The 22,521-nt window shown below is 62.7% G+C and carries 22 protein-coding genes; 7 read left to right on the top strand and 15 right to left on the bottom strand.

Annotated elements, in window-relative coordinates; translation table 11 throughout:
* Position 1 precedes the first annotated feature (1 nt).
* The 6 genes from X750_RS155380 (at position 2) to X750_RS1000000166785 (ending at position 4,729) form a co-directional block, all read left to right on the top strand.
* A complete protein-coding gene (locus X750_RS155380; protein ID WP_023747123.1) occupies positions 2 to 1,504 on the top strand; it encodes a GMC family oxidoreductase in 1,503 nt (500 codons plus the stop codon).
* Positions 1,501 to 2,262, top strand: a complete 762-nt coding sequence (locus X750_RS155385; protein ID WP_023747122.1) for a 3-ketoacyl-ACP reductase — start codon at positions 1,501 to 1,503, stop codon at positions 2,260 to 2,262. The genes X750_RS155380 and X750_RS155385 overlap by 4 nt, the downstream gene beginning before the upstream one ends.
* A gap of 12 nt (positions 2,263 to 2,274) precedes the next feature.
* Positions 2,275 to 3,903, top strand: a complete 1,629-nt coding sequence (locus tag X750_RS155390; RefSeq protein ID WP_023747121.1) for a choline dehydrogenase — start codon at positions 2,275 to 2,277, stop codon at positions 3,901 to 3,903.
* 20 nt (positions 3,904 to 3,923) lie between these two features.
* Positions 3,924 to 4,241: a Dabb family protein gene (locus X750_RS155395; RefSeq protein WP_023747120.1), complete on the top strand. Its 318-nt coding sequence runs from the start codon at positions 3,924 to 3,926 to the stop codon at positions 4,239 to 4,241.
* A gap of 90 nt (positions 4,242 to 4,331) precedes the next feature.
* A complete protein-coding gene (locus X750_RS1000000166790; protein ID WP_245271824.1) occupies positions 4,332 to 4,487 on the top strand; it encodes a hypothetical protein in 156 nt (51 codons plus the stop codon).
* Positions 4,478 to 4,729, top strand: coding sequence for a hypothetical protein (locus tag X750_RS1000000166785; RefSeq protein WP_023747118.1), 252 nt, complete (start codon positions 4,478 to 4,480; stop codon positions 4,727 to 4,729). Before X750_RS1000000166790 ends, X750_RS1000000166785 begins: the two co-directional genes overlap by 10 nt.
* A gap of 12 nt (positions 4,730 to 4,741) precedes the next feature.
* Here X750_RS1000000166785 and X750_RS155405 read toward each other — a convergent pair whose 3' ends face one another.
* From X750_RS155405 to X750_RS155475, 15 genes are all read right to left on the bottom strand, one after another.
* Positions 4,742 to 5,587 (bottom strand): EamA family transporter, encoded by an 846-nt coding sequence (locus X750_RS155405; protein ID WP_023683217.1) that lies wholly within the window; start codon positions 5,585 to 5,587, stop codon positions 4,742 to 4,744.
* A 7-nt stretch (positions 5,588 to 5,594) separates the two neighbouring features.
* Positions 5,595 to 6,503, bottom strand: a complete 909-nt coding sequence (locus X750_RS155410) for an endonuclease/exonuclease/phosphatase family protein (protein ID WP_023747117.1) — start codon at positions 6,501 to 6,503, stop codon at positions 5,595 to 5,597.
* 88 nt (positions 6,504 to 6,591) lie between these two features.
* On the bottom strand, positions 6,592 to 8,145 hold the full coding sequence (locus X750_RS155415; protein ID WP_023747116.1) for a sodium:proton antiporter: 1,554 nt from the start codon (positions 8,143 to 8,145) through the stop codon (positions 6,592 to 6,594).
* A gap of 148 nt (positions 8,146 to 8,293) precedes the next feature.
* Positions 8,294 to 9,358 carry an ABC transporter ATP-binding protein gene (locus X750_RS155420; RefSeq protein WP_023747115.1) on the bottom strand — a complete coding sequence of 355 codons (1,065 nt, stop codon included), beginning with the start codon at positions 9,356 to 9,358 and terminating at the stop codon, positions 8,294 to 8,296.
* A 30-nt stretch (positions 9,359 to 9,388) separates the two neighbouring features.
* Positions 9,389 to 10,180 (bottom strand): ABC transporter permease, encoded by a 792-nt coding sequence (locus tag X750_RS155425; RefSeq protein ID WP_023671171.1) that lies wholly within the window; start codon positions 10,178 to 10,180, stop codon positions 9,389 to 9,391.
* Complete coding sequence (locus X750_RS155430) at positions 10,177 to 11,091, bottom strand: ABC transporter permease subunit (protein WP_023671170.1); 915 nt, start codon at positions 11,089 to 11,091, stop codon at positions 10,177 to 10,179. Before X750_RS155430 ends, X750_RS155425 begins: the two co-directional genes overlap by 4 nt.
* 63 nt (positions 11,092 to 11,154) lie before the next feature.
* Positions 11,155 to 12,261: an ABC transporter substrate-binding protein gene (locus tag X750_RS155435; RefSeq protein WP_023671169.1), complete on the bottom strand. Its 1,107-nt coding sequence runs from the start codon at positions 12,259 to 12,261 to the stop codon at positions 11,155 to 11,157.
* Between the two features lie 239 nt (positions 12,262 to 12,500).
* Positions 12,501 to 13,673 carry an iron-containing alcohol dehydrogenase gene (locus X750_RS155440; RefSeq protein WP_023671168.1) on the bottom strand — a complete coding sequence of 391 codons (1,173 nt, stop codon included), beginning with the start codon at positions 13,671 to 13,673 and terminating at the stop codon, positions 12,501 to 12,503.
* Between the two features lie 18 nt (positions 13,674 to 13,691).
* Positions 13,692 to 15,077 carry an aldehyde dehydrogenase family protein gene (locus X750_RS155445; protein ID WP_023747114.1) on the bottom strand — a complete coding sequence of 462 codons (1,386 nt, stop codon included), beginning with the start codon at positions 15,075 to 15,077 and terminating at the stop codon, positions 13,692 to 13,694.
* Positions 15,078 to 15,090: 13 nt separating this feature from the next.
* Positions 15,091 to 15,510, bottom strand: a complete 420-nt coding sequence (locus tag X750_RS155450; protein ID WP_031242742.1) for a type II toxin-antitoxin system VapC family toxin — start codon at positions 15,508 to 15,510, stop codon at positions 15,091 to 15,093.
* Positions 15,507 to 15,962, bottom strand: a complete 456-nt coding sequence (locus X750_RS155455; protein WP_023695631.1) for a hypothetical protein — start codon at positions 15,960 to 15,962, stop codon at positions 15,507 to 15,509. The genes X750_RS155450 and X750_RS155455 overlap by 4 nt, the downstream gene beginning before the upstream one ends.
* A gap of 91 nt (positions 15,963 to 16,053) precedes the next feature.
* The gene (locus tag X750_RS155460; protein ID WP_023747112.1) at positions 16,054 to 17,424 is read right to left on the bottom strand and encodes a glutamine synthetase family protein; all 1,371 of its coding nucleotides are present in this window, start codon (positions 17,422 to 17,424) and stop codon (positions 16,054 to 16,056) included.
* A gap of 80 nt (positions 17,425 to 17,504) precedes the next feature.
* Positions 17,505 to 19,061, bottom strand: coding sequence for an amino acid permease (locus X750_RS155465; protein WP_023747111.1), 1,557 nt, complete (start codon positions 19,059 to 19,061; stop codon positions 17,505 to 17,507).
* A gap of 78 nt (positions 19,062 to 19,139) precedes the next feature.
* Positions 19,140 to 20,684, bottom strand: a complete 1,545-nt coding sequence (locus X750_RS155470) for an amino acid permease (RefSeq protein ID WP_023691842.1) — start codon at positions 20,682 to 20,684, stop codon at positions 19,140 to 19,142.
* A gap of 17 nt (positions 20,685 to 20,701) precedes the next feature.
* Positions 20,702 to 21,520 carry an N-formylglutamate amidohydrolase gene (locus X750_RS155475; RefSeq protein WP_023747110.1) on the bottom strand — a complete coding sequence of 273 codons (819 nt, stop codon included), beginning with the start codon at positions 21,518 to 21,520 and terminating at the stop codon, positions 20,702 to 20,704.
* 147 nt (positions 21,521 to 21,667) lie between these two features.
* Between X750_RS155475 and X750_RS155480 the strand changes: the two genes are divergently transcribed.
* Complete coding sequence (locus X750_RS155480) at positions 21,668 to 22,495, top strand: MurR/RpiR family transcriptional regulator (protein WP_023686446.1); 828 nt, start codon at positions 21,668 to 21,670, stop codon at positions 22,493 to 22,495.
* Positions 22,496 to 22,521 lie beyond the last annotated feature (26 nt).

Raw genomic sequence — 22,521 nt, 5'->3', positions numbered from 1 at the left:
GATGGTCAGCCCCGATATCGTCATCATCGGCTCCGGCATCGGCGGCGCTACGATCGCTTCCGGCCTGGCCGGCAGCGGCGCCTCGGTCCTGATGCTGGAGCGCGGCGAGCCCTTGCCGGCAACGCCGCATGCCCGCGACACGCGCTCGATCTTCGTCGATGGCCACTACCGTCCGAAGGAGATGTGGCGCGAGGCCGGCGGCGGCGCCTTCAACCCCGGCAATTACTACTATGTCGGCGGCAATTCGAAATTCTACGGCGCGGTGCTGATCCGCTACCGCAAAGAGGATTTCGCCGCCATGGAGCACTTCGGTGGCGTCTCGCCGGCATGGCCGTTTTCCTACGATGAATTCGAGCCCTGGTATTCGAAAGCCGAGCAGCTGTTTCGCGTCCGCGGCTCACTCGGCGAGGACCCGACCGAACCGTTCCACTCGATCCCCTATGCTTTCAAGCCGGTGCCCGACGAAGCGCCGATTGCGCGCGCCCGCGCCGAGCTGAAGGGACTGGGCCTGCACCCCGCCTCGCTGCCGCTCGGCGTCGACATCGACACCTGGCTGAAAGAGGGCAAGACCGGCTGGGACGCATTCCCCAACACCGCCCAGGGCAAGGTTGATGCGCAGACCGGACCGCTGACGGCCGCACTTAAGGACAGCAATATCCGACTCGAAACCGGCTGCCATGTCGAATATCTCGAAGCGTCGTCCGACGGCAAAAGCATCGCTGCCGTTCACTACCGTCAGAATGGCGAGCTGAAGAAAGTCGCGCCGAAGCTGGTCATCCTGTCCGCCGGCGCGGTCAATTCCGCCGTCATCCTGCTGCGCTCGCCTTCACCAGATGGCAAAGGCCTCGCCAACCGCTCCGACCAGGTCGGCCGCAATTTCATGAACCATAATTCGAGCGCCATGCTGGCGATCGATCCGCGCCGCAGGAACGACAGCGTCTACCAGAAGACGCTGATGCTGAATGACTACTATCTCTCCGACGGCAAAGGCGGCAAGCCGCTCGGCAACGTCCAGCTGCTCGGCAAGATCGACGGCAACATGTTGAAGGCCAACGTCAAACGCGTGCCGAAATTCGCGCTCGATTACATGGCCGGTCACGCCGTTGACTGGTATCTGATGTGCGAGGATCTACCCGATCCGGAAAGCCGCATCATGGTCGACGGCAAGGACATCGTCATGCAATGGCGGCGCTCCAACATGCAGTCGCTGGACGGGCTGACCAGGGTGATGCGTGAGAACTTCCGCGCCTGCGGTTATCCCATCGTGCTGTCGCGTCCCTTCGACAAGCGCACGCCCTCTCACCAGTGCGGCACGGTGAAAATGGGCGACCATCCGGCGACGTCGCCGCTCGACCCTTTCTGCCGCGCCTTCGACCACCCGAACCTGTTCGTTGTCGACGCCAGTTTTTTGCCGAACTCGGCCGCCGTGAATCCGGCGCTGTCGATTGCGGCACAGGCGCTGCGCGTGGCCGAGCATATTCGCCGAACGGACCTCGCGGCATGACCCGCCCCGCAGCAATCGTCACCGGCGGTGCGCGCGGCATTGGGCTCGCCTGCGCCGAGGCGCTGGCCGGGGACGGCTTCGACATTTTGATCGCCGACCTTGCCGAACAAGCGCCGGACGAACTGGCCGCCAACATCACCGCACGGGGTGCGGAGTTCGCCTATGTCCGTTGTGATATCGCCAACCTCGAGGATCACACGGCCCTCGTCGACGCCGCCATACGTGCCTTCAGCCGCATCGACTGCCTCGTCAACAATGCCGGCATCGGCGCCGTGGTGCGCGGCGATCTGCTGGAGCTGAAGCCCGAGAATTTCGACCGTGCGCTGGACGTCAATCTGCGCGGCACCGTATTCCTTAGCCAGGCCGTCGCCAAGGCGATGCTGGCGGCTCCCAGCAATCATCCGCGCTCGATCATCACCATCACCTCGGTCAGCGCCGATATGGCCTCGCCGGAACGCGCCGACTACTGCATCTCGAAAGCCGGCCTTTCGATGTGGGTGAAGAACCTGGCGCTACGGCTTGCGCCGGAAAACATCGGCGTGTTCGAACTGCGGCCCGGCATCATTCGCACCGACATGACCGCGTGCGTATCAGCCAAATACGACGCGCTTATCGACAGCGGCCTGGTGCCGGCAAAACGCTGGGGCGAAGCATCGGACATCGGCGCCGTGGTGGCGACGCTTGCCGCCGGCAAGCTCGGCTTTTCCACAGGCTCGATTATCAATGTCGACGGCGCGCTCTCCGTGCCTCGACTGTAGGTGGATAGAGTTATGACCGACTACATCATCGTAGGTGCCGGCCCGGCCGGCTGCGTTCTGGCCAACCGGCTGAGCGAGGATCCAGCGAATTCCGTGCTGCTGCTCGAGGCCGGCGGCAAGGACTGGCACCCCTACATCCACATGCCGGCGGGCTTTGCCAAGATGACCAAGGGCATCGCTTCCTGGGGCTGGTCGACTGTGCCGCAGAGGCACATGCAAGACCGCGTCTTCTGGTATACGCAGGCGAAGGTGGTCGGCGGCGGCTCGTCCATCAATGCCCAGATATACACGCGCGGCAACGCTCGCGACTACGACGCATGGGAGAAGGAAGAGGGCCTCGCGGGCTGGGGCTATCGCGACGTGCTGCCCTATTTCAAGCGCGCCGAGAACAACCAGCGCTTCGCCAACGATTTTCACGGCGACCAGGGGCCGCTCGGCGTGTCGAACCCGATTTCGCCGCTGCCGATTTGCGAGGCCTATTTCCGCGCCGGCCAAGAGATGGGCATCCCCTTCAACCCGGATTTCAACGGCGCTAGCCAGGAAGGCGTCGGCTACTACCAGCTGACCCAGAAGGACGCCCGGCGCTCATCCGCTTCGGTCGCCTATTTGAAGCCCATCCGCGCCCGCAAGAACCTGACAGTCCGAACCGATGTGCTGGTCACCCGCATCGTCGTCGAGAAAGGCCGCGCCATCGGCGTCGAGATCGCCGACAAACCCGGCGGCGAGAAGACCATCATGCGCGCCGAGCGCGAAGTGATCGTCTCGTCCGGCGCCATCGGTTCGCCGAAGCTGTTGATGCAGTCGGGCATCGGCCCGGCTGATCACCTGAAATCGGTCGGCGTGACGCCGGTGCATGATCTGCCCGGTGTCGGCTCCAACATGCAGGACCATCTCGATTTGTTCGTTATCGCCGAATGCACCGGCGACCACACCTATGACAACTACGCCAAGCTGCACCGCACCGCGTGGGCCGGCTTGCAGTATCTGCTGCTGAAGAAGGGGCCGGTCGCCTCCAGCCTGTTCGAGACCGGCGGCTTCTGGTACGCCGATCCGACCGCCGCCTCGCCCGACATCCAGTTCCATCTGGGACTCGGCTCCGGCATCGAGGCCGGCGTCGAGAGGTTGAAGAACCCCGGCGTGACCTTGAACTCGGCCTTCCTGCGCCCGCGCTCGCGCGGCACGGTGCGGCTGAGCAGCGCCGACCCGGCCGACCACCCGCTGATCGATCCCAACTATTGGTCGGACCCTTACGACCGCGCCATGTCGATCAAGGGCCTCAGGCTTGCGCGCCAGATCATGCGGCAGAAGGCGCTTGCACCTTACGTGTTGCGCGAGGTGCTGCCTGGACCATCGCGCGCCAGCGATGACGAGCTGATCGACTATGCCTGCCGCACCGCCAAGACCGACCATCACCCCGTGGGTACCTGCCGCATGGGCCATGACGATATGGCGGTGGTCACACCGGACCTGCGCCTGCGCGGCATCGAGGGCCTGCGCGTCTGCGATGCCTCGGTGATGCCGCGCGTGCCTTCCTCCAACACCAATGCGCCGACCATCATGGTCGGCGAAAAAGGCGCCGACATCATCCTCGGCCGCGAGCCGCTTCCGCCGGCGGTGTTCTCCGGCAATCGGGCCGCATAGCCACTTAGGAGAACGAACCAATGATCAGACACTGCGTCTTCGTACGCTTCCGCAGCGATGTGCCCGCCACCAAGCGCACGGCAATCCACGCCGATCTCGAAGCACTGCGCTCCGTTGTCGACGGCATGGACACGGTCCATTTCAGCACCAATGTCAGCCCGGAGCCGTTCGCGCGCGGCTTCAGCCATGCCTTCACCATCGACTTCCGCGATGCCGCCGCCCGCGACGCCTATCTCGTGCATGAAGCGCATCAGCGCGCCGGCGCCCGATTGGTCGCAGCGCTCGAAGGCGGCACCGACGGGCTGATGGTGTTCGATCTCGACATTACGAAAAAGTGACCGCGCTTCTTTCGAAAGCCGGCTGACGCCTGTTCTCTTTTGCGCCCCAAGGAACATATCGTTCCCCGGGGGGCGTTTAGGAGGAACGTCGTGGCTCTCACCGCGCAGCAGAAGAAAACCGTCCTTGCCTCCTTCCTCGGCTGGACGCTCGACGCTTTTGATTTCTTCCTTCTGACGTTCCTGCTCACCGATATCGCAACCGAATTCAACACTGACGTCCCGCAGTCTCCAAAGCGTTGTTCCTGACGCTGGCGACACGCTTCATCGGCGCCTTCTTCTTCGGCAGGCTGGCCGACAAAATATGGCCGCAAGCCCATTCTGATGCTCAACATCGTCAGCTATTCGGTGGTCGGCGCGCTGGCTGCCTTCTCGCCCAATCTCGTGGCTACGCGCTGGCGCTGTTTGCCGGCGTGGTCGCCGTCTGCATCATCGTCGTCATCCGCTTCAGTCCGGAACGGCGCGGACAGGTGATGACGGTGCTCGGCTGAAGTATCAGGCTCTCAGCCCAGTCTGAGGGCCACGACACCGGCGACGATGCTGAGCGCGGCGGCGCCGCGCCAGCCTGTCATTTTCTCGCCGAGCGCGAAAACCGAGATCATCATGGCAAACAGGATCGACGTCTCCCGCAACGACGCCACCGAGGCGATCGGCGCCTTGGTCATCGCCCACATGACGATCCAGTAGGCCGCGCCGCTGAGCACGCCGGTGAACAGGCCTGCTTTCCAGTCACGCGCCAGCACGGGCAGCGCCTTGGGCCCGCGAAAGATGAGGCACAGCACCAGCGCCCACGTGGCATCGCAGATGAACAGCCATGCGGCATAGCTCGTTGCCGTTGCGGCCAGCCGCGCGCCGCTGCCGTCGGAGAGCGTATAGCTGGATATGAAGATCGAAGTGCCGAGCGCAAAGCCGACCGCCCGCACATTGATCCGCTCCAGATGCGCGCCGCCGCGAAACGACATCACCAGCGTGCCGGCCGACAGCAGCAGGATGCCGAGGATGGCGAACGGCGCCGGCATCTCCTGCACCACGACAACGCCGCCGAGCGCGGTCAAAAGCGGCGCCGTGCCGCGCGCCAGCGGATAGGTCTGGGCGAAATCGCCGGCCTTGTAGGCGCCGATGAGGAAGGTCCGGTAGCCCATGTGAAAGAGCACCGAGGCGATTATAAAGGGCCATACCGCGGCCTTTGGAAACTCGACGAAGGGCAGCACGAACAGTGCGGCAAAACCCATGCCCAGCGTCATCAGCGTGATCGACAGGAAGCGATCGAGATGCACCTTGACCAGCGCGTTCCAGATCGCGTGCATGGCGGCGGCGGCAAGCACCGCGAAAAAGACGAAAAGCGTCATTGAGGGCTCACCGATCTCCTGAGCTCAAAGGCGTTTCGAGATCGATATCGATCCGGACCGGAAAATGGTCTGAAGCGATCTCGCCTATATCGGCACTGACCGAGCGCACACGGTCCGCGAACATACCGCCGACGAAGCAATGGTCGAGCCGGCGTTTTGCCACTTTCCCGTCGATCGTTTTCACATGGGTGTGGAAATCGGCAGCCGGCTCGCTAGCGACGGCAACGGCATCAACAAAGCCGTCGAGATAAGCTGCCCCGCGATGATAGGGCGTGCTGCCGACGATGCGGCTGTATTCGGCGCTGCCCGGCTCCATGTTGAAATCGCCCATCCAGATCGCAGCCGTCGGGTTCTCCGGCTCGGCCTCGCCACTGGTCCAGTTGCGCGAAGGCTCATCGTCCGCGCCGCTCCACGGGCCTCCCTCGAACGGCGCGCGGCGATGCTCGGCCAAGAGATAGTCGATCTGCTCCAGACGCTCCTCCGCCGCGATATGGGCGAGATGCAGCGACAGGACCCTTACCGGTCCGGCCGGCGTGCGGATCATGCATTCGAGCGCGGCGTTGCGCGTGTTGAGCGGCTTGAGCGTGCGGCGCATGGGCAGCGCGTGCAGCCGCGACCAGGCGATCGGCAGCTTCGACAGCAGCATGGTGCCGAACTGGCGGCGGCGGTTGACGACCCGGCCGTCGCGCTGCTCACTGGCGTCCATGTCGAAGGCCGGGCCATAGACCCAGTAATAGCTAGGCAGCAGCTTGGACAGGACCTCCGGCTGGTCGTCCTCATTGGTGCGCTGCCAATGCCGCTCGACCTCCTGCAGCGCGATGATATCGGCGCCGTCGACCAGCTTGGTGCAGCGCGAAAGATCGTACCGGCCATCGCCGCCGAACCCGTACTGGATGTTGTAGCTGACCAGCTTCATTGCTTATCCGGCTGAATTTCGCTTTGGCAGTAGCGGTTCGGCAGACGGGTTGCAATGTACCGGCACGACGGCGGAACTGGGCCAGCGTCTATGATGTGGTCAGCGGCTGGAACCGGCCCGCCGGCGATGCCGCCAGTTCGGCCCAGTCGATCTCTTCCTCCAGCCGGTGGTAGGCTTCGTCGCCGATCGTGCCGTTGCTGCGCAACTCCTCGAGCGTGTCGCGCTGGCGGTTGATGGCATAGAGGCGCAGCCGGTCGTATTCGGTCGCGGCCTGAGCGTCCTCCGGGTTTTCCGCAATCAGGCGCTGCGCTTCATACTGTTCGCGCACGACGGCGGCGGCCGCAGATGTCTTGCGGCTCAGCACGTCCAGTGCTGCTTGCATGATGGCGACGCGCGCCTGCGCCACCTCATTGTCGACGGTTCTATCGGGGTCGAAGTTGATCCAGCGCAGCAGCGGCTTCAGCGTCATGCCTTGCAGCACCAGCGTGCCCAGCACCACCGCGAAGGCGGCAAGCACGATCGGGTCGCGGCCGGGAAAATCGGCCGGCAGCGCAATGGCCACCACCAGCGTCACCAACCCACGCATGCCGCACCAGCCGACAATGACGGCGCCGCCGAACGTCGGCAATTCCCGCCTTGCCTCTTGGCTGCCGAAGCGGGCAAGCCACCGGATGATCGCGACGTAACTCGCCACCCAGACAAGGCGCGCGACGATAACGACGACCAGCACCGTTGCGGCGAAAAGGAATGCTTCGCCTTGCCCGTCGCCGGCCAGCCTGCCAACGATCGTGCGTGCCTGCAGGCCCATCAGCACGAAAGCCAGCACGTTGAGCACGAACACCGCCGACTCCCAGACCGAATAGGTGCTGACGCGGCGTCTCGCCGACGACTGGCGCGGCGCCCTGCGCGCAATGGTCATGGCATAGACGACGATGGTGATGATGGCGGAAAGGCCGAGCCTGTCGGCGATGATCCACACGGCGAAGGTTCCGGCAAACTGCACCACCGTGCTGCTCGCCGCATCCTCGATGCGGCCGAGCGCCAGCAGCGAGACGCGGCCAAACAGATAGCCCGCGATCACACTGCCGATCGTTGCCAGCAGGATCACCGGAACGGCGTTGCTGAGCATGATCGTGCCAAGCGCGGCCGAAACCGCCAGCCGGTAGATCAGCAGCGCCGTGGCATCGTTGAGCAGGCTCTCGCCCTGCAGGATGGCGGTGAGGCGGTGCGGTACCTTGAACTGGCTGAGCACGGCGGATGCGGCCACCGCATCCGGTGGCGCGACGATGGCGCCAAGCGCGATTGCCGCCGCGATCGGCAGGCCGGCCATCTTCCAGCCGACCAAGGCAACCACCACGGTGGTGAAGACCACGGCGCCCAGCGCGAGCAACGCGAGCGACAGCCGGTAGCGCTTGAGGTCGCGCAGCGACGTGTCATAGGCGGCGTCGAGAAGCACCGGCGCGATGAACAGGGCAAGCGCCAACTCCGGATCGATCTCGATCGTCGGCGCACCGGGTACGAAGGCAATCGCGACGCCGGCCAGAGCCAGCAGGGACGGATAGGGAATTTCCAGCCGCCGCGAGAGCGCCGTCAGCGCGACGGCAGCCAGAAGCAGGATGAGGGTAAGTTCGAATAGCGCCATGGCCCATCGTAGCGGCGAAGCGGCATCATGGGCAGTGGCTGGATGGCAAGATGCTGTTGATTATCCAGCACTCGGGGTCCGGCAATGATACGGCCGTTCATCGCGCCAGCTCGAATCGACCGCCTCGGTCGCGCCAAAATGCTGCTTGCTAGTGCAGCACCAGCATATCGCTTGATGAGAACGATATGTCGGCCTTCTCGCCGACCGCGGGCGGTGGCGTTGCCGGGCTGTTGAAGGTGTCGAGCGACACTGTGTTGCCGCCGATGCCGACGCGAACGCGAATGACTGAGCCGAGGAAGTGCACTTCGGAGATTTCGCCCGACAGGCTTGAATCGCGCCCGGGTTGGCGTCCGAGCGAAATCGCCTCCGGTCGCAGCGCCAGCGACAGCGTGTCACCGGACTTCGAGCCGTTGAGCTTGCCCATTAGCGAGACTTCCTGCGTGTTGACGCGCACCTTGCCGGACGCGGCATCGGTGACAGTGCCTTCGAGCACGTTCAGCGTGCCGACGAAATTGGCGACGAACTTGGTCGCCGGCCGGTTGTAGATCTCGAACGGGGTGCCGACCTGCTCGGCCTTGCCGCCATCCATCACCGCGATGCGGTCCGAGATCGACAGCGCCTCTTCCTGGTCATGTGTGACGAAGATGGTAGTGATGCCGAGCTTCTTCTGGATCGAGCGGATTTCCTCGCGCAGCGAGACGCGCACCTTGGCGTCGAGCGCCGACAGCGGCTCGTCGAGCAAAAGCAGCTTCGGCTTCGGCGCGATGGCGCGGGCCAGCGCGATGCGCTGTTGCTGGCCGCCGGAGAGCTGGTAGGGATAGCGGGCGGCCATCTGCGGCAGCTTGATGATGTCGAGCATCTCGGCGACCCGGGAATCGATCTCTGCCCTTGCCATGCCGGCGACCTTCAGGCCGAAGCCGATATTTTGCGCCACGGTCAGGTTCGGGAACAGCGCGTAAGCCTGGAACACCATACCGACATTGCGCTGGTTGGGCTTCAGCCTCGTGATGTCCTTGCCTGCGACGACGATCTTGCCCGCCGACGGCTCTTCGAAACCGGCGACCATGCGCAGCACGGTGGTCTTGCCGCAACCCGATGGCCCAAGGAAGGAAACGAACTCGCCCGGCTCGACATCAAGATTGAAATCTTCGACCACGGTGGTGGCGCCGAAGGATTTTCGCACATGCTGGATGGAGAGGAATGGTTCGGCCATGGCTTTTTCTTTCGATCAGTACTTTGTCGATCAGTTCGGGCGGTTCGCCGATCTCGGCGCGAAACGGGACAGGATCTGGATCAGCGACATACAGCCCCAGGTGATGGCGAAGGCGATGATGGCAAGCGCCGCCGGCTCATAGGCGCGGTTGGCGCCAACGTTTTGCAGATAGGGGCCGAAGGCGGGCCGGTTGAGCAAGCTGGCCATGGTGAATTCGCCAATGACGATGGCGAAGGTAAGGAAGGCGCCCGACAGCACGGCGATCAGCACATTGGGCAGGATCACACGACCAATGATCGTGCCCCAACCGGCGCCAAGGATCTGCGCCGCTTCGGTCAGCGTCCTGACGTCGATGGTGCGCAGTCCGGTATCGACCGCGCGATACATGTAGGGCAGCGCCAGCATTGCATAGCCGATGACCAGCAAGGCATTTGTGCCCATGTCGGTCGCCAGGAACGGCAGCGGCGAATTCGAACCGTACATCCTGATATAGCCGAAGACGATGACGATGGCGGGAATGACCAGCGGCAGCAGCGTGATGAACTCTACGATCGGCCGCAGTTGCGGCAGGCGCAGTCGAATCCAGTAGGCGGCGGGCACCACGATCAACACGCCCAGAATGATGGTGAAGATGGCGGCAAGCACTGAGTAGCCAAAGGTCGCCTGAAAACGAGGGTCGCCAAGCACGATCTGATAGGCGTCGAAGGAATAAGCGCCGCGCCGCATGCGCAAGGAAAATTCCACCGTCGCGATCAGCGGAATGAAGAAATAGGCCGCGCCCAGCCCGAAGACGACCCAGGCCCAGAATTTTCCGGACTTCATTTCAGCCACCTCTCCGAGCGCGTCCGGAACCAAATGTAGAAGACATTGGCCAGCCCGGTGATGACGATCATGCCGAAGGCGATCGCATAGCCGAGATGGGCATTGTGCAGCACGTCACCGCGTATCTGCGCATAGAGCAGGATCGGCACGATGTTGAGTGAAGAGCCGGTCAGCGCATAGGCGGTGGCGATGGCGCCGAAGGCATTGGCGAAGAGCAGGATGACCGTGCCGAGGAAACTCGGCCAGATCACCGGGATGACCACCATGCGCCAGTATTGCGTCTGGGTGGCGCCAAGCGTCGCCGCAGCCTCGCCCCACTCCTTCTTCAAGCCGTCGATCGCCGGCGTGATGATGACCACCATTAGGGGAATCTGGAAATAGACATAGGTCAGCGTCAGGCCCCAGAACGATAGGATGTTGAAGCCGTGCGCATAAATGTTGAGGCCGAACACGGTGTTGAGCAGCACCGTGGCGAGACCGAGGCGTCCGAGCGTGGCGATGAAGGCGAAGGCCAGCGGTACGCCGGCGAAATTGGAAGCCACGCCGGAGAATGTCAGCGTCGCCGAACGTATCCACTCCGGCAGGCCGCCGCGCACGATGGCGATGGCGATGCCGAGACCTGCGAAGGCGCCGATCAGCGACGAGGAAAGGCTGACCTTGAGCGAGATCCAGTAGGCGGCGACAATCGATGGCTGCGCCAGTGCTGCTATGTTTTCGAACGTGAATTCGCCGGCATCGTTCTGGAATGCACCCAGCATCAGATAGAGCGTGGGTAGGATCAGGAACATGATGGCGAAGATGAAGAATGGCGCAACGCCGAGCCATTGCGTCGGCAGTCGCATTGCACGCGCCTCGCTGGGGGGCGCGGTCTTCCCGGCAACTGCGTGATCGGAAAGCGAGATATCTGTCATGCGCCGGCTACCGTCTCCGAGGAACACCGGGCGGCCGCGAGGCCGCCCGGTTGGTTTCAAGCCTTACTTGACGTTGGCGCCGACGACGGCATCCCAGTTCTTGGTGACGGCTTCCTTTGCCTTGCCCTGCTCGTCCAGCGTCGGGAACACCGCGGCAGCGTAAGCCTCGGCCGGCGGCAGCTTGGCCATCACGTCCGCCGGGAGCTTGCCGTTCTTGGCAAGATCGTTGAAGCGGATCGGGTGGCAATAGCCCTTCAGCCAGCCGATCTGGCCTTCGTCGGAGTAGAGATACTCCAGCCAGAGCTTGGCAGCGTTCGGATGCGGTGCGAAAGCACTGATCGCCTGCACATAGACGCCGGCAACGACACCGGTCTTCGGCACGACGACGTCGACGGGCGGATTGCCCTTCAGCGTGTCGCGACCGGCAAGTGCATTGTAATCCCAGGTCACCAGGATCGGCGTTTGGCCTTGTGCCAGGGTCGCCGGTTTGCCGATGACCGGCACGAAATTGCCGGCGGCGTTAAGCTTCTTGAAGAAGTCGAGACCAGCAGTGCCAGCAGCTTCGCCGGCAGCCGCACCACCGGAAATGCCGGCCGCGTAGACGGCCTGGATGGCCTGGTTCGAGGCGCGCGGGTCGCCGGCAAGCGCCACGGTGTTGGCGAATTCCGGCTTCAGCAGGTCAGCCCAGTCAGCAGGCGCTTCCTTGACGAGGTCCTTGTTCACCAGAAAGGATAGCACGCCATAGTAGTCGCCGGTCCAGTAACCATCGGCATCCTTGGCGCTGTCGGGGATCGAGTCCCAGGTCGACACTTTGTAGGGCTGGATCAGGCCGTCAGCCTTGGCGGTCGGGCCGAAGGACAGGCCAACGTCGATGACGTCGGGCGCCTGCGGGCCCTTGTTGTCCTTGTTGGCCTTGATCGCCTCGACCTCGTCGCCGGAGCCGGCATCGGGGTTGAGTTCGTTGATGGTGATCTCAGGATACTTTGCCTTGAAGCCGTCGATGACGGCGCCGTAGCCGCACCAGTCATGCGGCAGCGCGATGGTCGTGAGCTGGCCTTCCTTCTTCGCAGCGGCAACCAGTTCATCCATGGACTGGGCCGACGAGATAGCAGAGGTCGCCATGAGGGCGACGGCCGAAAGGGAAAGCACTTTCCCTGTGAACTTGAACATGTGTTCTCTCCGTTGAACTGGCGTCCTGGACGCCTGCGATGCGGTATCGGTTTCATATGACAGCCAGATGAAAGCTTTTTGAAACTGGCCCCCGGCGGTACCAAAAGTTAACTCTTTTTAACCGGCTGTAGCAATTAGCCTCGACTTAATTTCCCGGCTAATGGTTTATTGCCTTGCTTTTTGCCCCCTTGCCCTTCCTTTCCCTTCGTTTTTAGATCACGTCCGGCGCAGAAACCGCCTCAGACAGTGCCGGCGATAGTGTTCTCGAGCAGCGTCAGCGCTGCTTTCTTGGTCAGCTTGACCGGGTTGCCGCCGGCTGTCGGATCGACCACCGCCATGTCGGCGATCAGCCCCTTGCGCTTCTTGTCCATGTCGAGCCCCTTGATCAGGCCGGGCAGCGCATGCGGCACCTTCAATTCCTTGCGCAGCTTGATGATCGCTTTGGCAAAGCCGTCGAAGCCACCCTTGATGCCGCAATAGGCAGCGAGCCGGGCAATCCGCTCCTCGATGGAGTCGCGATTGAAGGCCAAGACATAGGGCATGAACACCGCATTCGTCATGCCGTGATGGGTGTCGTAGAGCGCGCCGATCGGATGCGACAGCGAGTGGATGGCGCCAAGACCCTTCTGGAAGGCGGCAGCACCCATGGCGGCCGCACTCATCATGTGGGCGCGCGCGACAAGGTCCTGGCCGTTGGCGTAGGCCTTGGGCAGGTTCTCGAACACCAGGCGCACACCTTCGACGGCAATGCCGTCGGCCATCGGATGGTAGCCCGGCGCGCAATAGGCTTCGAGGCAATGTGCCAGCGCATCCATGCCGGTGCCGGCGGTGATGAAGCCGGGCATGCCGACCGACAGTTCCGGATCGGCAATAACGATTGCCGGCAAAAGCTTCGGATGGAAGATGACCTTCTTGGTGTGCGTCGCCTCATTGGTGATGACGCCGGCACGCCCGACTTCCGAGCCTGTGCCGGCAGTGGTCGGCACGGCGATGATCGGCGCGATGGCATCCGAATTGGCGCGCGTCCACCAGTCGCCGACATCCTCAAAGTCCCAGATCGGTCGCGTCTGGCCGGCCTGGAACGCGATCAGCTTGCCGAGATCGAGCGCTGAACCGCCGCCGAAGGCGATGACGCCGTCATGCTTGCCCTTCTTGAACACGGCGATGCCGGCGGTGAGGTTGGAATCGACCGGGTTCGGCTTCACCTCGGAGAACACGCCATAGGATACCTTGGCGTCGTCGAGGATTTTCAGCGTCGAAGCGACGACCGGCAGTTTCGCCAACCCCGGATCGGTGACGAATAGCGGCCGCTTAATGCCGGTGGCAGCGAGCACCTCAGGCAGTTCCTTGATGCGCCCCGCGCCGAAGCGGACGGTGGTCGGGTAGTTCCATTTGGAGATCAGCTTGGACATGTCTTGTCTTTCAAAAAATCAGATGGCTTCGCGCAGATGGAAGGATTTCGGCCGGGTCAGATTGTCGTAGCCGAGCGCCGAAAGGGCGACGCCTTTGCCGGTGTCCTTGACGCCGGTCCAGACCAGCGCCGGATCGAGGTAGTCGCAGCGGTTCATGAACACGGTGCCGGTCTCGACGCGGTCGCCGATCGCCACCGCATGCTCGATATCGTCGGTCCAGATCGAAGCGGTCAGCCCGTAGGGGCTGTCGTTCATCAGCGCGATCGCCTCCTCGTCGTTGCGCACCTTCATGATGCCGACGATCGGGCCAAAACTTTCCTCGCGCATGACGCTCATCTGGTGGTCGACGCCGGTCAGCACTTCCGGCGCCAGATAGGGCGAGCCGGCCTTGTCGTTAGCCACCTTCATATTGATGTGTGCGATTGCACCCTTGCGCAGCGCCTCGGCCTTCTGCTCGCGGATCAGGTCGGCAAAGCGCGCCTGCGCCATCGGCCCCATTGTCGTCGCCTGTTCCAGCGGATTGCCGACGACATAATTCTTCGTCTCGGCGATGAAACCTTCGACGAACTGGTCGTAGACCTTCTCATGCACATAGACGCGCTCGATGCCGCAGCAGCACTGGCCGGAATTGTAGAAGGCGCCGTCGACCAGATTGGCCACCGCATGGTCGAGCTTGGCGTCGGGCAGCACATAGGCCGGATCCTTGCCGCCGAGTTCGAGCCCGAGCGTCATGAAGGTGCCGGCCGCCGCCTTCTCGATGGCGCGGCCGCCGCCGACCGAACCGGTGAAATTGACATGGTCGATCTTGCCCGAGCCGAGCAGCTTCTCGGTCTGGGCATGGTTCAGCACGACATTCTGGAACACGCCCTTGGGCAGCCCAACCTTGTCGAACGCCTGCTGGAAACGTTCGCCGACCAGCAGCGTCTGCGCCGCATGTTTGAGGATAACGGTATTACCGGCCATCAGCGCCGGCACGATGGTGTTGACGGCTGTGAGATAGGGATAGTTCCACGGCGCGATCACCATGACCACGCCGAGCGGATCCTTCTTCACATAGCGGCGGAAGCCATCCTTCGGGTTGGAGGCCGGCACCGATTTCAGCGCCTGTTCAGCGATCTCGACCATGTAGTTGGTGCGTTCCCTGACGCCGCCGAACTCGCCGCCATAGCGCACCGGTCGCCCTATCTGCCAGGCGATCTCCGGCACGATCTCGTCGGTCATCGCGACCAGCGATTCGAGCATCGCCAGCATAAATTTGCCGCGCTCGACGATCGGCGTCAGCGCCCACTTCTCCCGCGCCGCCTTGGCGCGCTCGACCGCCGCATTGATCGCCTGGTCGGTCGCGATCGGCCGCTCGGCGTAAATCGAACCATCGATGGGCGATTTGAGTTTTACGGTTTCCAAAGGATACTCCAGTTTAGCAGGCTAGGGTGCGCAGATGGCCATTGCGGCCATAGCGAAGGATGGGCTCGTCACGCGTCACCAGAACCATGTCCAACGCTCTCGCACTTGCCATCAGTATCCGATCCATCGGATCACCATGAGGCGGACCGGGCAGGTTGGATGACGCAATCAGAATGGCTGGTGAGATAGCGCTGAGCTTTGCCGACATTCGCTCGATGAATCGCTCCACGAAGTCGAGTGGCGCCAATGGCAGATTGAGCCGGCCCTTGGCTACGCCAATTCCGATCTCCCATGTCGACATCGGCGAAAGATACAGACGGCCGTCATAGGCCGCTTCCGAAATCTCCCGGCTTGCGTGCGGATCGATCAGACTATCGTTGGCGACAAAGATCATCGCACATGTATCCAGAAGCAGGTTTGGCCCTTCGCTCATTTACGCACCGCAAGTTTGCCGTCACGCGCGTCAGCCTCACCGCCCAGATAGCCCCGGTCCCATGGCTCGTCATCGAAAGGTTTGGTGATATCAAATCCGGCTTCGATTGTTATCAGGCCCTTCATGAAACCAAAACCGGGGTGGCGATCCGCGCGCGCCTCCTTTGGCGCGGCAGGCACGCTACCACTGGGCGGCGCCGAAATGGGCACTTTGCGAACGCGGCGAAATACCAGTTTCCCACTCCCTATATTGACGGATTCGGTCTCGAACCCAGCCTCAAGCCACTCCCTTGTCATGGGATTGTTGCTCGGATTGTTGCTCCACCATGCAGGGTATTGCTTCGATGCGGGCAGCGGCAGATTGAGCACTCTCTCGATTTCGGCGAATGACATCGGAACGCGATCGACATTTTGGGCAATGAGAAAGTCCTTGAGCGGCGCATATTTGGACATTGCAAACTCCTCAATGTAGCGCACTGCAGTTTACAGGTACCATATGGTACTAACCTTCACTACATTGTCAACATTAAAGCTGTATAAAGTTTTAATACCGCTCGAACCCCCTGTGCAGTTCCCAATCCGTAATCCGGCGGTCGTATTCGAACTGCTCCCACTTTGCGGTGTGGACATAGTGTTCGAGCACGTCATCGCCGAGCGCCTGCTTCAGCATCTTCGACTTGGCCAGCGTCTCGGTGGCGTCGCGCAGCGTCTTCGGGATCTCCGGCAGGCGCGAGGCCTGGTAGGCATCGCCGACGAACGGCTTCTGCAGTTCGAGCTTCTCGTCGATGCCGGCAAGGCCGGCGGCGATCAGCGCCGCGAAAGCGAGATAGGGGTTCAGGTCGGCGCCGCCGATGCGGCATTCCATGCGGATGCCCTTGGTGCCCTCACCGCACAGGCGGAAGCCGGCGGTGCGGTTGTCCTCGCTCCACATGATCTTGGTCGGTGCGAAGGTGCCGGCCTGGAAGCGCTTGTAGGAGTTGATGTAGGGCGCCAGGAACCAGGTAAACTCCCTGGCATATTTCAGTTGCCCAGCCGCCCATTGCTGGCCAAGCGTGGACAAAGTCCAGTCCGCCTTCTTGTCGAAGAACAATGGCGTCTTGCCGTCGGCGCTCCACAGCGAATTGTGGATGTGGCTGGAATTACCGGCGAGCCCGTAATTGTATTTCGACATGAAGGAAACCGACTTGCCTTCGGACTCGGCAATCTCCTTGGCGCCGTTCTTCAGGATGACGTGGCGGTCGGCCATGTCGAGCGCTTCGGCATAGCGCACATTGATCTCTTCCTGGCCCGGGCCCCATTCGCCCTTGGAATTCTCGATCGGAATGCCGGCCGCTTCCATCTCGTTGCGAAGCCGGCGCATGACGCCTTCTTCCTTGGTGGTGATGCCGATCTGGTAGTCGCCAATATAGGGCGAAGCGGTATCGAGGCCCTGCCAGTGCTTCTTGCGGGCGGAATCATAGGTCTCGTTGAACAGATAGAATTCGAGCTCCGAGGCGAAGTAGCCGATATAGCCGCGTTCGGTGAGCCGCTTGACCTGCTTTTTCAGCATCGCGCGCGGCGAATGCGGCAGGTCGTCATGGGTGTGGTGGTCGAGCACGTCGCAGATCACCAGCGCCGTCTTTTCCAGCCACGGAATGCGCCGCAGCGTCGCCAGGTCCGGCTTCATGACGAAGTCGCCATAGCCTTTCGACCAGCTTGCCGCCTTGTAGCCCGGCACCGGCTCCATATCGATGTCGGCGGCGAGCAGATAGTTGCAGCCATGCGTCTCGTCATGAGCAGAATCCACAAAGTACTGCGCCAGGAAACGCTTTCCAGCCAGCCGCCCCTGCATGTCGACGATGCAGGCCAGCACCGTGTCGATCTCGCCATTGGAGACCGCTTTCTTCAACTGATCGAACGAGAAATTTCCGGCCATTTCCTTTGGCACTCCAGTGCTTGGTCGTTGAGGACGAAACCATAGCCGGCTGCACGCCGGCCATGGCCATGATGGTGACGTCAGTGGCCGGTTTCGCCGACCGCCTGTTCGGCGGCCTTGATCGCTGCCTGACGTGCCGCGATGATGTCCCCCAGCGGCGGGCCCTGGAAGCGATTGCGCTCGAAGGCGAACCAGATAATCGCCGTCAGGATGAAGAAGCCGACGGTGATGTACAGCGCCCAGTCGTTCGGCGGCTGGATGCCGATGATGAAGATCAGGATCATCGACACGATCGAGAGAACGCCGAACAGCATGAAGATGCCACGGCCCAGGTTCCACGGTCCCATCTTGTCCCACTTCGGCGTTCCCCAGGCCACCATGCCGAGCACGATCGGCACGGTGAAGGACAGGAACAGGAAGATGACGGTGCAGGACACGACGATGGTGTAGGCCGAGGTACCGGCGACCGAAACCAGCGTCGAACCCCAGACGAACAGCACCGACAGGACCGACGCCGTCCAGATCGCCGCCACCGGCGTGCGATAGGTCGGGCTGACCTTGGCCAGTGCCGACGAGCCCGGCAGGCCGCCGTCACGCGAGAAGGCAAAGATCATGCGCGAAGCCGAGGTGACGGTTGCGAGGCCGCACAACAGCTGGGCGATGAACACGACGAGGTAGACGAACTCCTTGAGGCCGGGACTGACGCGCTGGTCGAAGGCCCAGAAGAACACGTTCCAACCCTGCTTGGCGGCGTCGTCCATGTTGGGGATCATCAGTACGAAGGCGGCTAGGAACAAATAGCCGAAGACCGCCGACCAGATAACCGACATCACCATCGCACGCGGCACCGATGAGGCCGCCTTGATGGTTTCCTCGGAAGTGTGTGCCGAAGCATCGTAGCCGGTGATGGTGTAGATCGGCAGCAGAAGGCCGAGAGCGAACACCCAGGCGTTCGAGACGGACGGCCAGACGCTGGCGCCGGCCTCACCCGAGTAGTTGTGGAAGGTGAAGAGCCGGCTGAAATCCCAGGTCTCGGCGGAGAACAGGCAGACGACAGCAATCAGGATCGAGCCGAAGAAGATCAGGTAGCCCGAAAAGTCGGTCAACTTCGCAGTCAGCTTGATGCCGAGATGGTTGATCAGCGCCTGGGCGCCAGTGATGATGACCAGGAAGATCATCTGATTGGTCAGCGTACCCTCGATGCCGAGCGTCGGCCCGAAGGCGCCGATGAAGAAGGTCCAGGTGCCGACATTGATGGCGCCGAGCACGGTGATCAGGCCGAGCAGGTTGAGCCAGGCCGTCACCCAGCCGGTGCCGCGATTGCCGAGGATCGAACCCCAGTGATAGAGGCCGCCGGCCGTCGGATAGGCCGAGCTGATCTGCGACATGGCGACCGCGAAGGTGAGCGAAACGAAGCAGCCGACCAGCCAGCCGATGCCGATACCGATACCGCCGGCGCCCGACGTTGCCTGCGCCAGCGAATTGATGCCGCCCGACAGGATGCAGATGATGGAGAAGGAAACGGCGAAGTTGGAGAAGCGGCTTAGCCGCCGCTCAAGTTCCTGGGCGTAGCCCATGGAATGGAGGTGCTTTACGTCTTCCGCCTTGTCTGTGTCTGAATAACCCGGTGCTGCCATTGTAGTCCCCTTTGCATTCTTAGCTGGCCGGCCCTGCCCCGGTCGGCTTGCGCCGGCCGGAGCATCTAGTCTTTGCTGTTAGCCTGCCGTCTGGCCGACGGCTGCTTCCGCGGCCGCGATCTCCGAAGCGCGGCGAGCAATGTCGGCGCCGATCGGCGGGCCCTTGAAGCGGCGCGATTCGATGCCGAACCACAGCACCACGAGCAGAACGATCAGGCCGATGGCATAGTTGATCAGGATGTCGAAGGGCGGCTGGATGCCGGCATACATCAGCACCAGAACGCCAAGCACCGTGATGACGGCGAACGGCTTGGACCAGATGCCGAGGCGGAACGGGCCGAATTCGGTCCAGCTCTTGCCCTCGGCAAGCAGGCCGGCGGCCACGGGCATGGCGTAGGACACGTAGAGGAACAATGCACAGCCGGCCGCCAGTGCGGCAAAAGCCGGTGAGTACAATGTCGCTGCGACCGCGAGCACCGCTCCGAGCCAGATTGCCGCCACCGGCGTGCGCCATGTCGGGCTGACGGTTTTCCACACCGACGAACCGGGCAGGCCGCCGTCACGCGCGAAGGCAAAGATCATGCGCGAGGTCGACGTCAGTCCGGCGAGAGCGCAGATGAAGTTCGCCAGCACGATTGCGATGGCAATGATGCTCTTCAGCAGGAATGGTGCCGGCAGGTTGTTGAAGAGATTGAACCAGGCATTGGCGCCATCCTTGGCCGTCGCTGCCAGATCGGGGCTGGCCAGTACGAACGAAACGGCCATGACGAAGCCGAACACCAGCGACCACAGGACCGAATGGATCATGCCGCGCGGCACCGCCACGCGGGCATTGTGGGTCTCTTCGGACGTGTGGGCCGAAGCGTCGAAGCCGGTGATGGTGTAGAGTGGGTAGAGCAGGCCGATCAGGAAGGCGACGAGTGCCGTCCGTGCGGTCGGAACGTAGCCTGCGCCTGGATCACCGGTGTTGTTGACGAAGGTGGTGAGCCGCGAGAAATCCCAGCTTGCGCCCCAGATCAGGAACATCGCGGTCAACACGACGGCGACGACCAGAATGAGGTAGCCCGAGAAATCCGTCAGCATGGTGGTGAGCCTGATACCGAAATGGTTGATCAGCGCCTGTGCGACCGTGATGATCACAACGCCGATCACCTGCTCCTGATAGCCCCACGCGGAGACGTCGTTGCCGAACACGCCGGACCAGACAAGGTCCTTGAACAGCGCGTAGACGCCGACATTGACCGAGGCGACGACGAAGACCAGGCCGAGCAAGTTGATCCAGGCCGTGGCCCAGCCCCAGCCGCGCCCGCCGAGAATTGACGACCAGTGGTAGAGACCGCCGGCCGTTGGGTAGGCCGAGCCGATCTGGCCAAGGGACGCGGCAACGACAAGTGCAAAGACGCCGCCGATGACCCAGCCGACAGTCGCCTCGAAGCCGCTGCCGGTCGCCATGGCCAGCGGGAAGGACGTGATGCCGCCCGCCAGAATACAAATGATCGAAAAGGAAATTGCGAAATTCGAGAAGCCGCTCATGCGGCGAGCCAACTCCTGGGCATAGCCCATGCTATGGAGGGTTTTTACATCCTCCGATCTTTCAGCGTCTGATTTGTCCGGTCCTGCCATTTTCGTCCCCTGTTTTTCTAGCTGGCCGATTGAACTGACTTTCCCATTGCGTGTCGCCGGGAACCCTTGGCCTCCTCGGGTTCCAGGTCAGAAAAAATGCCCGTGAGCAGATCCGCCCATTTCCGCTGCCCGGTCTCGCCGGAGATCTCGTCGTTGCGGATTTCGATCATTGCGCAGGCAAGGCCGCGCGAGCGTGCATGGCGCTCCAAAGTGAAATAGACGCGGTCGGCCGGCGAATAGGGCTCGTTGATGCCGACAGTGACGCCGGAGAGCCGCTGCAGCGCCGCTATCAGCGGCGACGCCAGCCGGCGGTCGTCATCATGGATGATGCCGATATGCCAGGGCCGGTTCTTGCCCTTGTAGACCGGGGTGAAGGAATGCACCGACACCAGCCGGGTCTCCTGCCCACGCGCCTGCCGGTCGTCGATGATCGATGCGATCGTGTCGTGGAACGGCCGCCACGACAAAGCGATGCGCTCGGCGCGCTCACTGTCCGACAGGCCGGCATTGCCCGGAATGGCCGTCGTCTCGCTGACCGGCGGCACCAGGTCCGGTGCGTCGAGCGGACGGTTGCAGTCGATGATCAGGCGCGAGATGCGGGTTTCGATGAGCGTCGCATCGAGGGCGGTCGCGATGCGGCGGGCCACCGGCAGCGCGCCGGGGTCCCAGGCGATGTGGCGGGAGAGATCTTCGGCCGGCAGGCCAAGCGTGCCGAATTCGGATGGCAGGAAGTTGGAAGCGTGGTCGCAGGTCAGCACGAAAGGGCTGGACCCGCCGGGGTTCGTCACCCCTACGGTATCAGACGATGCAAGGCTGGCGGGCCGTGCTCTCTCCATAGTCTGCCGTCCCCTGGGGAGCGCTGTATCTTATGTTACGTATTTTGCGTCATTGCGTCCCTGTGGATGATTTCATACAGTTTGTCCGGCTTTGTCAAACGCGATTTCGGGGAAGCGGTCTGGAGGGGCTCAGGGGTGGGGAAAACGATGATTTCCAGCATTGCCGAACTGATTTCGGACCGCATCGGCACGATGCCGGCCGGCGAGCGCCGCGCCGCGCAAACGCTGATTGCCAATTATCCGCTGATCGGGCTGAAGACGGTCGCCGAGTTCTCGACCGCCGCCGGCGTATCGTCGCCGACCATCCTGCGCTTTGTCTCCAGGCTGGGGTTCCAGAACTATCCCGAATTCCAGTCGGCGCTGCAGGACGAACTGGCGGCGCAATTGCAGTCGCCGGCATCGCGCACGCTCAATCCGGCCTCACCGGGCAGCAGTGCCGTGTCGCCAATGCTGGAGGCGACGCTGGACAATATGCGCGAGACCTTCAGGCATCTGTCCGACAGGCAGCTTGCCGACATCGCCGAAAGGCTCGCCGAACGGCGCGGCAAGACATTCCTGATCGGCGGCCGCTTCACCGATCCGTTGGCGCGCTACATGGCCGCCCACCTCGCCATCATCCAGCCCGACGTTTATCACCTCGCCGGTCAGGAGAGCATCTGGCGCGACCGGCTGATCGACATGGGCAAGCGCGACGTGCTGGTGATCTTCGACATCAGGCGCTACCAGGACAGTCTGGTACGCTTTGCCGAGACCGCGCATCAGCGCGGCGTGCAGATCGTGCTGTTCACCGACCAGTGGCTATCACCGATCGCCCGCTTCGCCCGCCATGTCATTGCAGGACGCACCGCCGTGCCTTCGGCGTGGGACTCTTCCGCCGCTCTGTTCGTTGTCGCCGAGACGCTGATCGGCGCTGTCACCAGGCAGCTCGAGGCCGACAGCGCCAAGCGCATCCGCGACCTGGAAAGCCTGCGCTGACACGCTCAATCCCGGCCGCAGGTGCG

The sequence above is a fragment of the Mesorhizobium sp. LNJC391B00 genome, assembly GCF_000502535.1.
In the GTDB taxonomy this organism is placed as follows: domain Bacteria; phylum Pseudomonadota; class Alphaproteobacteria; order Rhizobiales; family Rhizobiaceae; genus Mesorhizobium.
Note: the sequence above shows the minus strand (reverse complement) of the source record. Positions and strands in the feature narration are given on the sequence as shown.